Here is a 13,929-nt window from a genome sequence, read left to right as displayed (position 1 = left end):
TAATGCTTTGGATAGTGTGCCTTGAAAGGATATAGTTTTTAATATCTATACAATTTAGGTATCCTTTTAGAAGAAAACTAAATTTATTATCCTTATATTTCTTTGAATATTTTGCGTTTTGCGCAATAAGGTAAATTGCAATATGTTTATGATATAGATTTTTACTATAAAGCATTTCTTTAAACACATCAAAATAGCAATACACATCTTCTTTTATTTTGCTTCTTTGTCTTAATATCAAAAATGAATTATAACGTAAATTATTATCTTCATTTTTAAGGTTATAGGTAAGTTCTTTTATCTCGTTTTTAGTTAAAATATTAGCAAGTTTATTTATATCATCTCTTGTAATATTTTTTACTTCCATTTATAAATCAATATCAATTAAAACAGGACAATGGTCAGAACCCATTACGTCAGAATATATTTTTACGTCATTTATTTTATCTTTTATTCTATCGCTTACTATAAAGTAGTCAATTCTCCATCCGGCATTATTCTTTCTTGCATTAAAACGATATGACCACCATGTATATACTCCCGTAGTGTCAGGATAAAGGTATCTGTATGAATCAACAAAACCTTTAGATAGTAAAGCTGTCATTTTATCTCTTTCTTCAATTGTAAATCCTGCATTTTTCTTATTTGTTTTAGGGTTTTTAAGGTCAATTTCAGTATGGGCAACATTTAAGTCTCCACATAAAATAACAGGTTTTTTCTTATCAAGTTCGCATAAATAATCTGTAAAATAATCTTCCCATTCCATTCTGTAATCAAGTCTTTTTAATTCGTTTTGTGAATTTGGAGTATATACATTTACAAAATAGAAATTATCATATTCAAGAGTTACAACTCTTCCCTCTTTTGAAAATTTTTCATCATCAAGACCGTATTTTACGCTTATAGGTTCATTTTTAGCAAAGCACGCAGTCCCGGAATACCCTTTCTTTTCAGCATAGTCCCAGTAATCATGGTGGTTTTCCATTTCAAGTTCAATTTGTCCTTCTTGAAGTTTTGTTTCCTGTACTGCAAAGATATCTGCATCAATTTCATTAAAAAAGTCCATAAATCCTTTATTTACACAAGCTCTAAGCCCGTTTACATTCCATGTTACAAATTTCATTATTTTTTCCTCTCTTTATCTAAATTTTTTATATCTATATATTTATATTCATCTATGGTTAATGTATCTTTAAAATATATGTTAAACTTATTCGGGGTTTTGATTAAATTTTCTTTTTCTATTTTACTTAGTCTTTTTATTCTGTATTCAAGTTTAGAAGAAAGAACTCTGTTTTCACTTTCCCATACGGCTTCCAGTTTTTTTGCATGATGTTTTAGAGTATACTTGGCACATTTTTCTCCTCTTTCAAAATGCTCTTTCATTCTTCTTTTTACATCTGTTGTAATACCCGTATAGATTGAATTATCTTCACATCTTAACATATATGTATAATACATTTTATTCTCCCCATATGTTTTACTATGCTTATTATATACGATTAAATTTTTTTTACAACTTAATTTAAAATAAAAAATAGGCTAAGCCTCTTTTAAAATACGACCATTCCATAAAATTTTATATCTTCATTTTTATAATCGTTTTTTTGTATAACAAAATCATTTTCACTATACCCCATGTTTAAAGCTGTTTTTAAAACATCTATTCCACATCCCGACATTTGAGGTATAACCTCTCCTTTATGTTTACAATCCGGATAAGTGCATTTTTCATTATAAAATTCTTCACATACATTACATACCTTAGCTCCAAAAATAAAGCACTCTTTATCTTCTTCCTTTAAGTATTTTTTTATTTCCCTAAGAACATTATCAACTTTATCCATATTTTCACACTGAATAAGCATACATTTTTTATATTCTTTTAATATATTTTCTATTTCCTTATATTGAGGAGAAGAGGGCGGACAGCCTTGCTTTTTATCATAAAAAGGACACCCCTCTTTGCATTTTTCTTTTGCATCATAAAGAATTACCACTGAGTTTGTATCTTTAATTTTTGCATTTAGTGAGCCAAACTCAACTGCTTTTTTAATTAATTGTTCCATAATTTATATATCCTTTTTATTTAATATTAAAATATATTGTATAATATCATATTTATAATATATAAAAAAGGAGGGTATCCTCCTTTTTTATTCAATCATTATTAAACCATAGAAGTTTATTTTGGATTCACTCCAGTCCTTTCCTCCATCTTCACGAGGAAGAACTTTAAAACCGTCTTTTCTTCCCCATCCTTTTACGCCATGTTCTTCGTATCCGTTGTTAATCACCGTTTGTATAACATCTATACCGCTTCCGTCCATTTGCGGTATTACTTTATCTGCATGCTTACAATTTGGAAAAGTACATTCTTCGTTATATTCATCCCTGCATATTTCGCATTTTTTCGCACCAAATCCCAATGCTTTATAATATCCGTTTTTACCAAGATAATCAAGCATTTTTCTTATTACTTTGTTTACATCGTATGGATCCAAACATTGTATAAGCAAAACATCTTTATAAACTTCTAAAAGTTCTCTTGTTTCTTTATATGTTGGTGCAATTGGAGGACAGCATTGTCTTTTATTATAATTCTTACAACCGTATTTACATTTATTTAAAGTCCATGGAGCAGTTACCACTGTTTTTGGGTCAATCATTTTTGCCGTTACAGCACCAAATTCTATTGCTTTTTTATCAAACTCTTCCATTTTTAATACATACCTTTTTACATTTCATCCGGACGTTTTGTATAACGTCTTATAACTATATCGTCAAGAACAGAATTGTTTCTGTGTGATAATACAAAAGTAATAATTTCTGCAATTTCTTCTGGTTTACAAGACATATTTTCTTTTAAATCCCCTCTTGCAATTTTTGCCATTGGTGTTTCAACGGCAGAAGGATATAAGTTATGTACTCGTATGTCATCTTCAAATAACTCTATATTTAAAACTCCGTTTAAAGCTTTTTGAGCAAATTTTGTTGAGCAGTACGCACCTTGATGATAATGAGGATAAATGCCTGAAGATGAAACTATTGAAATTATATCGGCATTTTCTGATTCTTTTAACATTTCATAACAGGCCTGTGTCATTGCAAGATTTGAATATACGTTGATTTCGTATAACTTCATAAACTCTTCTTTTGTAACTTCTAAAAGAGGTTTTCTCAATGCAACTCCTGCGCTGTTTATTAATGTATCAAGCTTTCCAAATTCTTTTTTACAGTATGCTGCTATACTTTCACATACCTTTTTATCGCATAAATCCCCTACATAATATTTTACATTTTCCCCAAGTTCATCACTTAGTTTTACAAGAGCTTCTTCGTTTATATCACAAAGCAGAACCTTCGCACCGTTATTTACCATTTCTCTTACTATAACACTTCCTATTCCGCCTGTTGCTCCTGTTACGATTATTACTTTATCTTTTAAAGCGTTCATTTCTTCTCCTTTATTCAAGACCCATTTTTTCAGCAACCATGTCTGCTGCTATTCCTATTAATTCAAGACAAGTCGTTCCACCGCTGTGTCTTTGTTCTAAAAGTTCAGGGCATCTTGAAAAATTATTTTTTTCTCTAAATTCTTCAACAAGTTCTTTTATAGTATCATAACTTTCTTTTTTGCTTTCTTGGTCACTTGGAATATCCCATTTACCAAGGTACCCTGAAACTATCGCCATACCTGAAACAGCACCACATACTTCTCCTGCATATCCAAGTCCACCGCCCATGTTTGCTACAAGTTTTGCAAGCTTGTCTTTTTCTATTCCAATTTCGTCGCTAAATGCCAAAACTACAGACTGGCAGCAGTTATATTTTTCATCATGAAATTTTTTTGCTCTTTCACCGTATTTTCCCATGTTCGTATCTCCTTTTTAAATCTTAATAACATAATTATGTTACCATTATTTCAACATTTTGTAAAGTAAATTTAATGTTATATAGTATAAACATTATGATGTTTCATAGGTGCTTTTTGTGTTTAAATTATAAATATATATTCTATTTTACATAAATATTTTTTGTATAAATAAATATAGAGGTAAACTTATAATCATTATAAATAGTAATTATTAAATGAAAAATATACAGTAAAATATGTATAGAATTCCCTTTTTATATAGGTCTATCAATATAATCAAATCATGACAATTTCCATATAAATAAAAAAAGTTTACAAAAGTAACACAAAACTATTGAAATTATTTACGAAAAGATATATAATATACAAAAATAAAAAATGTACAATTAAATAGCGGAAGAGAATGATAGAGAAACCGCAACATATTACACTTATATTCGTAGGTGTTTTATGTTGTTTTTTTGTATTTATAAGGAGGAAGTAATGAAAGAAATTTATGATGTACTGGTTATCGGTGCAGGTGTTGTAGGCTGTTCAGCAGCAAGAGAACTTTCTAAGTACAATTTAGACATAGCAGTACTTGAAAGAAGAGAAGATGTTTCTTGTGGGACATCAAAAGCAAATTCCGGCATGATTCACGGTGGTTATGACGCTACATACGGAACACTTAAAGCTAAATTATCAAAAAGAGGAAACGAACTTTTTACAATTCTTGATAATGAACTTCACTTTGGTCATACAAGATGCGGTTCACTTGTTTTAGCTTTTGATGATGAAGATATTGAAACACTTAAAAAACTTCAAGAAAACGGAAATAAAAATGGTGTAGAAACAGAAATAATCGATATTGATAGAATTCATGAAATAGAACCTAATATTTCAAACGAAGTTAAAGCTGCATTGTACTGTAAAACAGCAGGTATTGCAATGCCATTCCAATACTGCGTTGCATTAGCTGAAAATGCTATTGATAACGGTGTAGAATTCTTCTTAAACGAAGAAGTAACTGACATAACAAAAGAAGATAATGTATTCACAGTAAAAACAAAAGATAATGAATACAAAGCAAAATACGTTATTAACGCAGCAGGTGTTTATGCAGATAAAATTTCAAGCATGATTTGTGAAACAAACTTTAAAATCACACCAAGAAAAGGCGAATATATGTTACTTGATACATGTGAATCTAGTAAAGTTCACCCGGTTATATTCCCTACTCCAAAAGCTCATTCAAAAGGTATTGCTCTTACAAGATCACATGACGGAAACGTACTTGTAGGACCAAATGCAGAATATGTTGATGATAAAGAAGATGTTTCAACAGACGCAAAAACTTTAGATGATGTTTGGAAACAAACAGATAGATTCCTTATAAATAAACTTGATAAAAGCAAAGTTATTACACAATTTGCAGGGCTAAGAGCCGTAACAGACTCTCAAGACTTCATAATCGAAGAAAGCTCAACAAAAGGCTTTATCAATGCCGCAGCAATTCAGTCTCCTGGATTTACTGTTTCTTATGCAATAGCAGAAATGCTTGTTGATATATTAAAAGAAGCAGGACTAAGTTTAGAAGAAAACAAAGACTTTAATCCTAACAGAAGAGGATATGTTGACATGGCAAAAATGTCACAAGAAGAAATAAACGAACTTATTAAAAAAGACCCAAGATTTGCAAGAGTAATTTGTAGATGCGAAACAATTACAGAAGGTCAAATCGTTGATGTATTACACAGAGGTATTAAAGTAACAACTCTTGATGGTGTTAAGAGAAGAATGAGAGCCGGCATGGGAAGATGTCAAGGTGGGTTCTGTTCTCCAAGAGTAATGGAAATCATTAAGAGAGAATACGGAATGAACTACGAAGATGTTACTAAAAAAGGTAAAGAGTCTTATATCCTAACAGGAAAGCTTGGAAAGGGAGGCAAAAACTAATATGAAAAATTACGATTTAGTTATTATTGGCGGAGGTCCTGCGGGACTAAGCAGTGCGATTGCCGCAAAAGAAAACGGAGTTAAAGATATACTTATTCTTGAAAGGGACGTAAGACTTGGCGGTATCTTAAACCAATGTATACATAACGGTTTCGGACTTCACAGATTCAAAGAAGAATTAGCAGGTCCGGAATATGCGGGAAGAGATATAAAAACAGTTGAAGAACTTGGTGTTGATGTAATGCTTGACACTATGGTTATAAAACTTGAAGAAGACAAAACAATTCATTTCCTTAATAAAGAAATGGGATATCAAACAATAAAACCTACAGCTGTTATTCTTGCAACAGGATGCAGAGAAAGAACAAGAGGAGCCTTAAACACTCCAGGAGCAAGACCAAGCGGTGTTATGACAGCCGGTACAGCTCAAAGATTTATCAACATGGAAGGTTATATGGTTGGTAAAGAAGTTGTTATTTTAGGTTCAGGTGATATCGGATTAATTATGGCAAGAAGAATGACATTAGAAGGTGCAAAAGTAAAATGTGTTCTTGAGTTAATGCCTTACTCTAACGGACTACAAAGAAACATAGTTCAATGTCTTGATGACTTTAACATTCCTTTGAAACTTGCTCATACTGTTGTTGATATCAAAGGAAACGAAAGATTAGAAGCTGTTGTAGTTGCAAAAGTTGATGAAAACAGACAACCAATTCCTGGAACAGAAGAAACAATTCCTTGTGATACACTTCTATTATCAGTTGGTTTAATTCCTGAGAATGAACTTTCTAACATGGCAGGAATTGAAATTGACCCTAAAGTAAGAGGACCATTCGTATCTCAAAACAGACAAACAAGTATCCCTGGTGTATTTGCCTGCGGTAATGTTTTACAAGTTCACGATATGGTTGACTTCGTTTCAACAGAAGGATTTATTGCAGGAAAAGGTGCAGCTGAGTATATTAAAAACGGCGATAAAATAAAAGAAGACTTAAAAACAAAAGCAGTTCTTCCTATCTCTTACACTATTCCTCAAAATATTTCAACAACAAATTTAGATGAAGATGTATCAATGTTTATGAGAGTAAACAGGGTTGTTCCTACAGGATTTGTTGTTGTAAAACTAAACGGTGAAGAAATATACAGAAAGAAAGAGCTTAAATTCTTACCTGGTGAAATGATTAACATAACAATTAAAAAAGATTTAATCAAAGATCAAAAAGGCGAACTTACATTTGAAATTGAGGAGGCAGAATAATGAAAAGAGAATTAACTTGTATATGCTGTCCAAGAGGTTGTAGTTTAACAGTTGAATACGAAGGAAAAGAAGTATTTTCAGTAGAAGGCAACTTCTGTCCAAGAGGAGATAAATACGCAAGAGAAGAAGTTGTAGAACCTAAAAGAGTTATAACTTCAACAGTAAAAGTTGAAGGAGGGAAAGACGCTGTAACAAGCGTAAGAACAAACGGAACTGTTCCAAAAGCAAAAATATTTGAAGTAATGGACGAAATAAACAGTATTACTTTAAAATCCCCTGTTAAAATCGGAGATATTGCTAAAAAAGATATCTGCGGTACCGGTGTTGACCTTGTTGTAACAAGAGATAATTAATAAATAATAATAAAATGTAAAATCCATTAAAAACCCGATATAATTTAAAGTTATATTGGGTTTATTTTTTTTGTTCTTAATGATATAATATATCAGGAATTTGGAGGATAATGTACATATGAACAATAATTTTTTTGAAGCACTAAAGAGAAATCCTATTATTGCATCTGTTAGAACGGAAGAAGAAGTTGACAGAGCCATAAAAAGCAAAGCAGAAGCAGTATTTATAATTCATATAGATATGAATCATTTAATAGAACAGGTAAGAAAAATAAAGAAAGCTGGAAAACTTGTTTTTATACATGTTGATTTAATACCGGGCTTTTCATCTTCACCTTTGGCACTGGAATACATTTATAAACTTACAAAACCCGATGGAATACTTACAACAAAAAAATCAATAATAAATAAAGCAAAATCACTTAACTTAATAAGCATACTTAGAGTTTTTGTTATTGACTCCCCTACAATTTCATCTTGTTCAAAACTTATAAAAGAAGTAAAACCGGATGTTGTTGAAATATTACCGGGGATTGCTCCAAAAGCAATAAGAAAAATAAAAGAAAAAGTTAATATACCTATAATATCGGGTGGTTTAATAGAATATAAAGAAGAAGTTATCGATTGTATAAAAAGCGGTGCAATTGCAGTATCTTCTTCAAGTGATAAATTAATTAAATAAAATTTAGTCCGATATTAAAATATTTTATATCGGACTTTTTATATTGAAAGGTAGTTTTATGAAAGAAAAACATTTAGGTCGTGTTCATACTTTTTTAAGAATATTTTTTATAATATTATTATTTATTATTCAAATTTTTTTTATGTTTATTTTTACGTATTTATTAAAAAAACATGCTGTTTTTGCCTATGTAATAATTGAAATATTTAGTATTTTGGTTTTAATTCATTTAATGGCCGATGAAAGAAACTCCGCATATAAAATGTTATGGATTGGTATAGTTCTGCTTCTTCCAATCGTTGGACATATTATGTATGATTTATGGGGAAAATCTCATTCACATATAAGAAAACATACTAAAATGCAGGATGAAATAGATAAGGTAAATTCTTATCAAAATATGGACGGAAAAGTTTTAAGTGAAATGGAAGATGATGATTCACAACGCTTATCTTCATATCTTACCAATTACTCCTTCCCTCCTTATAAAAATAATTCACTTGACTTTTATTATTCCGGAGAAGAAACCTTTGAAAATATAGTTAAAGATATAAAAAATGCCGGGAAGTTTATCTTTATAAGCGTTTTTACTCTTTCAAAAGGTGATTTGTTTGATAAAATATTTAATATTTTAAAACAAAAAGCAAGTGAAGGTGTTGAAGTAAAGATAATGTATGATGATGTAGGGTCTATTTTAAAAATCCCCGCAAATGTAAAAAAACGCCTTGAAGAACAAGGAATAGAAGTTACCATATTCAATGCAATACACAAAAATGCATCAAAACAATATTATAATTATAGACTTCATCAAAAGATAATTATAATTGACGGAAACATATCTTATACAGGCGGAATCGACATAAAAGATAATAATTGGAATAACATCTTACATGAAAGCTATAAAGACTGTTCTCTTAAAATTACAGGAGATGCAACTTGGAGTTTTACATTAGTATTTATAGGAATGTGGAATACAACTGACCATAAAATAAGTGATATAGAAAAATACAGACCAAGTCATGATATAAGAAATGATGTAATATGCCAGCCTTTTGCAGACGGACCTTCAAATTATGTTCAATTTGCGGAAGATATGTATAAATATCTTATAAATACAGCAAAAAATACTTTATATATAACAACACCTTGCTTAAATTTAGACGATGAAATGATAGACGTACTTTGTTTATGCGGTAAAAGCGGTGTAGATATAAGAATTGTTACACCAAAACATTTCGATAAGAAAACAAACAAATATTTAAGTGAGTTTAACTTTGGAAGACTTTTAAAAAACGGTGTAAGAATTTATGAATACAACAAAGGATATTTGCACAGTAAAATTATCTTAAATGATTTTGCAGGAATAATAAGCACAATAAACATGAATTTCAGAAGTTTTTATATTCAATATGAAAACGGAGTTTTTATAACAGACAAACCTTTCATTAAAGATATAAAAACACAGATTGATGATATTATGAAAGACTGCGATGAAATTACTTATGATGAATGGCTTCATCGCTCAAAGAAAACAAAAATAATTCAGTACATTCTAAACGTGTTTAAGTGTCAATTATAAAACAAATTGACAGGAAAGGAAAAAGTATGGAGAAAAGCAGAATTGCCATTAATACGGCATTTATATTCATTTTACTTGAACTTGTTATAGGAATCTTACAAAAGTTTATTACTCTTCCTAATTTATTTGAAACGGTTAAATCAACCTTTCTTGGAATAGGAGTAATAGCACTTATATTTTATTTTATATTTAGAATAAAAGAAAAATAATTAAAACAGACTTAGCTGTTCTATATTATTATAATGTTCGTTTATTTTTTTCATATAATTTGAACTAATATTATATTTCTTTCTTATACAATATATCTTTCTATTAAGATTTGTTAAATATTCTTTATTTAAAATAGAGGAACTTTCATAAAGCTTCTCTATTTTTTTATATTCTTCACTAAAATTTTTTTTAATAAAATTAAGAAAATAACTTCTCGTCTGCCCTCTTAAGTTTAAAGGTCCGGTTAAAATATAATCTATGTTTATTTGTTTTCCTAAATAAAAAATTTTATCTATATTTTCTATACTATCTGTAATATATGGAATAATTGGCATCATATGAATAGCAGTATTTGCATTTGTCTTTCCTATTTCTTTTAACATATTTATCCTTTGAATACTGCTTTTAGAATAAGGCTCGATTAATTTTCTAATTCTTTCGTCCATTACTGTTATTGTGGAAGCAATATTCACATACGTTTTCCTTGAAAGCTTTTCGATTAAATCAATATCTCTTAAAATCAAATCGGACTTTGTGGAAATTATAATTGGCTGATTATATTTAATCATAAGTTTTAGTACTTCTCTCATTAATCCATATTTTTCTTCCAAAGGCTGATATGCATCCGTTACACTTCCCATATTTATGATTTTATCGTCTTTTTTCTTTCTAAGTTCCTTTTCCAATACTTCAAGAATATTCTTCTTTACAAATATTTCATTAAAGAAGTCAGTTGAACCTAAGTAACTATTTGAATAAAGAGCATAGCAATAACTGCATTTATGAGAACATCCTCTGTAAATATTTAAATCCAGACTATAAGGAAGTCTTGAATTTGAAATCTTGTTTATGGCACTTTTACATTCAATTTCTTTTACTATCATATATACCACCTTTAGAACTTTTGTTCGTATATATTATAGCTAGAATTATACTATTTTACAATACTGATTTATACTTATTTTAAAATTAAATGTATGCTGTTAATGAGTAACAATATGTAAAATATTACTGCCAATATTATACAAAAGAAAAATCCTAATTTTATTCTCTTTTTTCTAAATTCAATTGCTTTACATACAAGTAATGTTGCAAAACACAAATATAATAACGGTAAACTAGCTAAACGGGATACCCCAGACCTTGATAAATAAAAAAATAAAAATACTATGGTTAACACTTTAAATATAGATTTTATAAAATGCATGTCATTCCTCTGTAATCTTTAATAAATTGTTCATATTGTATCATTATAAGTAGTAATTTTATGTTAATATAATCTAAAATTTTCCTAAAAAAAGAATACTTTCCTTTGAAGTATCCTTTTTTTATAAAACATATGTATATTATTTTATAATGGCATAAATTAAGCTATCCATTATTTTACCATTTTTAAATATGCTTTTTTCTTTTCTGCCTTCTAATTTAAAGCCGTTATTTTCTAGAACTTTTTTTGAGGAAATATTTGTTTCAAATATTTCTGCTTCAATTCTTACTATATCCATTCTTTCAAAAGCTTCTTTTATAACCATTTTTACAGCTTTTTTCATTATTCCTTTATTTTGGAATTCTTCCCCTATCCAGTATCCTATTTCTGCAGTTTTTCTATTTACATCATTTAGTTTTATAACGGATATGCTTCCCACTGCTTTTCCGTTTACCGTTATGGCTTTTAATATATTGTTAATATCATTATTAATACAGTCTTTTATGAAAAATTCAGCATTTTCCTTTGTATAAGGATAAGGAAAAATATCTCTTAAATTATCGGCAATACGTTTATTATTTGCGTATTTTACCACATCATCTACATATTTTAAATCCCATTGTTCAATTTTAAAATCCATTATTACCAGTCCTTGCAAACATCAACCCAATCCAAAGCATTTGAATATTTAAACAAATCTTCCATATTAAGTTCTATTGCTGAATTAGAACTTCCACAAGCAGGAAATACCGTATCAAATCTTTTTAAAGATTCATCAAGATATGTTTTTACTTTTTCAGGGTTTGCAAAAGGACATACACCTCCTATTTTATGATTTGTATATTTTTCAACGTCTTCCATAGATAACATCTTTGCCTTTTGTGAAAATCTTGTTTTAAATTTTTTATTGTCAATTTTTGCATCTCCTGCAGCAACAACAAGAATACATCCTCCTTCTTCTTCATTTTTATCATAAAAAGAAAGAGTTTTTGCAATTCTTGCTCCTGTTGTTCCAAGTGCTTTTGCAGCAAGCTCTACTGTTGCGCTTGAAGTTTCAAACTCCATAACTTTATCTTTCATATTAAATTTATCAAAATATTCTTTTACTAAATCTATTGCCATACTTTCCTCCAAAATATAAACTATTTTAATATTATATCACAAATAAAAAGGGATAGATTATTAAATATTAAATATAATTATATCTGTTTTTTTCTTTAATTATGAAGAACAAGGAAACCATTAATGCAAGTATCTCTGCTGTCGGTATTGCAAGCCACATTCCGTCAACTCCTATAAATAAAGGAAGAAGCATAATTGCACCTGATATAAAAACGAATGTTCTCATAAATGATATTATCGCTGAAACCTTACCGTTTGAAAGAGCTGTAAACATTGCAGAGGCAAAAATGTTAAATCCTGAAAACAAGAATGTTATAGAGAATAACAAATATGCTCTTGTTGCTATTGGATAAACTTCGCTGTTTACAGGTATAAATATAGTTACAACCTTAGATGAGAATAACAATGATAGAATAAATATACATATTACAGATACCAAAATTATTCTAATACTGTTTTTAAAGGCTTTTTGAAGCTGTTTTTTGTTTTCGCTTCCAAAGTTATAACTAAATATTGGAGCAACCCCGCTTGAAAATCCCATATACATTGAATTAAACAAGAACTGCGCATAAAGAAGCAGTGATATTGCGGCAACTCCGTTTTCTCCAAGCATTTTCATTAATGATATATTAAACATCCAGTTTGTAATACACATTGAAATATGCCCAACCATTTCCGATGCACCGTTAAACATAGCTTCAGTTATTACTTTAGGGTTTTTATCTATCTTTGAGAAATGAAGTCCTTTTTTGTTTATTATAAAAAATATTAATCCCGATGTTGTAGGAATCATATATCCAATAACCGTTCCCCATGCAGCACCTTTTATTCCCATATTTAAAGGAACCATAAATACATAATCAAGTATTATGTTTGTTATTCCTGCAAGAACAGTAAAAAATAGTCCTAAGTTTGGCTTTCCGGCAGTTACAAAAAGGCTGCTAAATACAAGTTGAAGCATTAGTAATGGAGCAAATCTTAAATATATGTTCAAATAATCATGGCAATATCCAAATAATATTTCACTTGCACCTAAAAAATTTATTATTTTATCTAAAAATAATACAGAAAAAATAGACATTATCATGCTTATTACAACAATTGTAATTACAATAAGAGATAAATCTCCATTTGCTTCTTCGTCTTTTTTCTGCCCTATCTTTTTTGCTATTATGGCACTTCCTCCGGTACCGAACATAATTCCAACCCCGAAAAATAAATTTAAAAGAGGTTCTATTATGTTAATTGCACTTAGTCCGTTAACCCCTACTATTCTTGATATAAATACTCCGTCAACTATTGTGTAAAGAGACATGAACAGCATCATAATAATAGTGGGAAAACTAAACTTAATTAAAGATATAAGATTAAATTCTTTTGCTATATTATTATTCATTATTCATTCCTCCTTATAATTTCACTTTGAACATTATAAACCTTCAAGTAACTTGAATGTCAAGAGTAAAATATATATAATATAGATAAAATTAATTTTGAGGTAATAAAATGGAAAACAAATATAATATAGGGCTGATTTCCAAAATTCTAAATATACCAAGATCAACTCTAAGATACTGGGAAAGCGAAGGGTTAATAAACTTAAAAAGAAATAAAGAAAATGATTATAGAGAGTTTGATGTTTCATCAATATTTGAAATCCTCGACATAGCTTTATACAGAAAACTAAATATTTCTATAAAAGAAAT

17 protein-coding genes and 1 pseudogene are annotated in these 13,929 nt (G+C 29.2%); 7 read left to right on the top strand and 11 right to left on the bottom strand.

All coding sequences use genetic code 11. The annotated features are described in order from the left end of the window. The 7 genes and pseudogenes from FGQ49_RS09040 to FGQ49_RS09010 form a co-directional block, all read right to left on the bottom strand. Positions 1–367, bottom strand: a pseudogene (locus FGQ49_RS09040) (hypothetical protein); the annotation flags it as partial. Next, positions 368–1,123 carry an exodeoxyribonuclease III gene (locus tag FGQ49_RS09035; protein ID WP_138269545.1) on the bottom strand — a complete coding sequence of 252 codons (756 nt, stop codon included), beginning with the start codon at positions 1,121–1,123 and terminating at the stop codon, positions 368–370. It lies immediately after the preceding pseudogene. Continuing rightward, entirely contained in the window at positions 1,123–1,461 is a 339-nt protein-coding gene (locus FGQ49_RS09030) for a GIY-YIG nuclease family protein (protein ID WP_138269544.1), read from the bottom strand. The genes FGQ49_RS09035 and FGQ49_RS09030 overlap by 1 nt, the downstream gene beginning before the upstream one ends. Positions 1,462–1,553: 92 nt before the next feature. Further along, positions 1,554–2,069, bottom strand: coding sequence for a DUF2284 domain-containing protein (locus FGQ49_RS09025; RefSeq protein ID WP_138269543.1), 516 nt, complete (start codon positions 2,067–2,069; stop codon positions 1,554–1,556). Between the two features lie 87 nt (positions 2,070–2,156). Next, a complete protein-coding gene (locus FGQ49_RS09020; RefSeq protein WP_138269542.1) occupies positions 2,157–2,720 on the bottom strand; it encodes a DUF2284 domain-containing protein in 564 nt (187 codons plus the stop codon). Positions 2,721–2,737: 17 nt separating this feature from the next. Beyond that, a complete protein-coding gene (locus tag FGQ49_RS09015) occupies positions 2,738–3,457 on the bottom strand; it encodes an SDR family oxidoreductase (protein WP_138269541.1) in 720 nt (239 codons plus the stop codon). A 10-nt stretch (positions 3,458–3,467) separates the two neighbouring features. Beyond that, positions 3,468–3,875: a C-GCAxxG-C-C family protein gene (locus FGQ49_RS09010; RefSeq protein WP_138269540.1), complete on the bottom strand. Its 408-nt coding sequence runs from the start codon at positions 3,873–3,875 to the stop codon at positions 3,468–3,470. A 485-nt stretch (positions 3,876–4,360) separates the two neighbouring features. Between FGQ49_RS09010 and FGQ49_RS09005 the strand changes: the two genes are divergently transcribed. The 6 genes from FGQ49_RS09005 (at position 4,361) to FGQ49_RS08980 (ending at position 9,893) form a co-directional block, all read left to right on the top strand. Beyond that, positions 4,361–5,812 carry an NAD(P)/FAD-dependent oxidoreductase gene (locus FGQ49_RS09005; RefSeq protein WP_243112249.1) on the top strand — a complete coding sequence of 484 codons (1,452 nt, stop codon included), beginning with the start codon at positions 4,361–4,363 and terminating at the stop codon, positions 5,810–5,812. Position 5,813: 1 nt separating this feature from the next. Further along, positions 5,814–7,070, top strand: a complete 1,257-nt coding sequence (locus tag FGQ49_RS09000; protein WP_138269538.1) for an NAD(P)/FAD-dependent oxidoreductase — start codon at positions 5,814–5,816, stop codon at positions 7,068–7,070. After that, entirely contained in the window at positions 7,070–7,423 is a 354-nt protein-coding gene (locus tag FGQ49_RS08995; RefSeq protein WP_138269537.1) for a DUF1667 domain-containing protein, read from the top strand. The genes FGQ49_RS09000 and FGQ49_RS08995 overlap by 1 nt, the downstream gene beginning before the upstream one ends. A gap of 118 nt (positions 7,424–7,541) precedes the next feature. Continuing rightward, on the top strand, positions 7,542–8,105 hold the full coding sequence (locus FGQ49_RS08990; protein ID WP_138269536.1) for a glycerol-3-phosphate responsive antiterminator: 564 nt from the start codon (positions 7,542–7,544) through the stop codon (positions 8,103–8,105). 58 nt (positions 8,106–8,163) lie between these two features. Then, positions 8,164–9,684, top strand: a complete 1,521-nt coding sequence (locus FGQ49_RS08985; protein ID WP_138269535.1) for a phospholipase D-like domain-containing protein — start codon at positions 8,164–8,166, stop codon at positions 9,682–9,684. Positions 9,685–9,710: 26 nt separating this feature from the next. After that, entirely contained in the window at positions 9,711–9,893 is a 183-nt protein-coding gene (locus FGQ49_RS08980) for a hypothetical protein (protein ID WP_171020663.1), read from the top strand. Here FGQ49_RS08980 and FGQ49_RS08975 read toward each other — a convergent pair whose 3' ends face one another. From FGQ49_RS08975 to FGQ49_RS08960, 4 genes are all read right to left on the bottom strand, one after another. Further along, positions 9,894–10,778, bottom strand: a complete 885-nt coding sequence (locus tag FGQ49_RS08975) for an SPL family radical SAM protein (protein WP_138269533.1) — start codon at positions 10,776–10,778, stop codon at positions 9,894–9,896. A 462-nt stretch (positions 10,779–11,240) separates the two neighbouring features. Then, positions 11,241–11,741, bottom strand: a complete 501-nt coding sequence (locus FGQ49_RS08970; RefSeq protein ID WP_138269532.1) for a GNAT family N-acetyltransferase — start codon at positions 11,739–11,741, stop codon at positions 11,241–11,243. Positions 11,742–11,743: 2 nt separating this feature from the next. Then, entirely contained in the window at positions 11,744–12,223 is a 480-nt protein-coding gene (locus tag FGQ49_RS08965; protein WP_138269531.1) for a YbaK/EbsC family protein, read from the bottom strand. Between the two features lie 67 nt (positions 12,224–12,290). Continuing rightward, positions 12,291–13,619 (bottom strand): MATE family efflux transporter, encoded by a 1,329-nt coding sequence (locus tag FGQ49_RS08960; protein WP_138269530.1) that lies wholly within the window; start codon positions 13,617–13,619, stop codon positions 12,291–12,293. Positions 13,620–13,729: 110 nt separating this feature from the next. Here FGQ49_RS08960 and FGQ49_RS08955 point away from each other — a divergent pair. Beyond that, a partial coding sequence (locus tag FGQ49_RS08955; RefSeq protein ID WP_138269529.1) for a MerR family transcriptional regulator occupies positions 13,730–13,929 on the top strand: 200 nt, incomplete at its 3' end.

This window comes from Anaerofustis stercorihominis, from assembly GCF_005844425.1.
GTDB lineage: Bacteria > Bacillota > Clostridia > Eubacteriales > Anaerofustaceae > Anaerofustis > Anaerofustis butyriciformans.
This window is presented reverse-complemented; position numbering and strand designations above follow the sequence as displayed.

Excerpts from the sequence above, each read along its gene's own strand:
- FGQ49_RS09035 (WP_138269545.1), bottom strand. The coding sequence starts at position 1,123 with ATGAAATTTGTAACATGGAATGTAAACGGGCTTAGAGCTTGTGTAAAT.
- FGQ49_RS09030 (WP_138269544.1), bottom strand. The coding sequence starts at position 1,461 with ATGTATTATACATATATGTTAAGATGTGAAGATAATTCAATCTATACG.
- FGQ49_RS09025 (WP_138269543.1), bottom strand. The coding sequence starts at position 2,069 with ATGGAACAATTAATTAAAAAAGCAGTTGAGTTTGGCTCACTAAATGCA.
- FGQ49_RS09020 (WP_138269542.1), bottom strand. The coding sequence starts at position 2,720 with ATGGAAGAGTTTGATAAAAAAGCAATAGAATTTGGTGCTGTAACGGCA.
- FGQ49_RS09015 (WP_138269541.1), bottom strand. The coding sequence starts at position 3,457 with ATGAACGCTTTAAAAGATAAAGTAATAATCGTAACAGGAGCAACAGGC.
- FGQ49_RS09010 (WP_138269540.1), bottom strand. The coding sequence starts at position 3,875 with ATGGGAAAATACGGTGAAAGAGCAAAAAAATTTCATGATGAAAAATAT.
- FGQ49_RS09005 (WP_243112249.1), top strand. The coding sequence starts at position 4,361 with ATGAAAGAAATTTATGATGTACTGGTTATCGGTGCAGGTGTTGTAGGC.
- FGQ49_RS09000 (WP_138269538.1), top strand. The coding sequence starts at position 5,814 with ATGAAAAATTACGATTTAGTTATTATTGGCGGAGGTCCTGCGGGACTA.
- FGQ49_RS08995 (WP_138269537.1), top strand. The coding sequence starts at position 7,070 with ATGAAAAGAGAATTAACTTGTATATGCTGTCCAAGAGGTTGTAGTTTA.
- FGQ49_RS08990 (WP_138269536.1), top strand. The coding sequence starts at position 7,542 with ATGAACAATAATTTTTTTGAAGCACTAAAGAGAAATCCTATTATTGCA.
- FGQ49_RS08985 (WP_138269535.1), top strand. The coding sequence starts at position 8,164 with ATGAAAGAAAAACATTTAGGTCGTGTTCATACTTTTTTAAGAATATTT.
- FGQ49_RS08980 (WP_171020663.1), top strand. The coding sequence starts at position 9,711 with ATGGAGAAAAGCAGAATTGCCATTAATACGGCATTTATATTCATTTTA.
- FGQ49_RS08975 (WP_138269533.1), bottom strand. The coding sequence starts at position 10,778 with ATGATAGTAAAAGAAATTGAATGTAAAAGTGCCATAAACAAGATTTCA.
- FGQ49_RS08970 (WP_138269532.1), bottom strand. The coding sequence starts at position 11,741 with ATGGATTTTAAAATTGAACAATGGGATTTAAAATATGTAGATGATGTG.
- FGQ49_RS08965 (WP_138269531.1), bottom strand. The coding sequence starts at position 12,223 with ATGGCAATAGATTTAGTAAAAGAATATTTTGATAAATTTAATATGAAA.
- FGQ49_RS08960 (WP_138269530.1), bottom strand. The coding sequence starts at position 13,619 with ATGAATAATAATATAGCAAAAGAATTTAATCTTATATCTTTAATTAAG.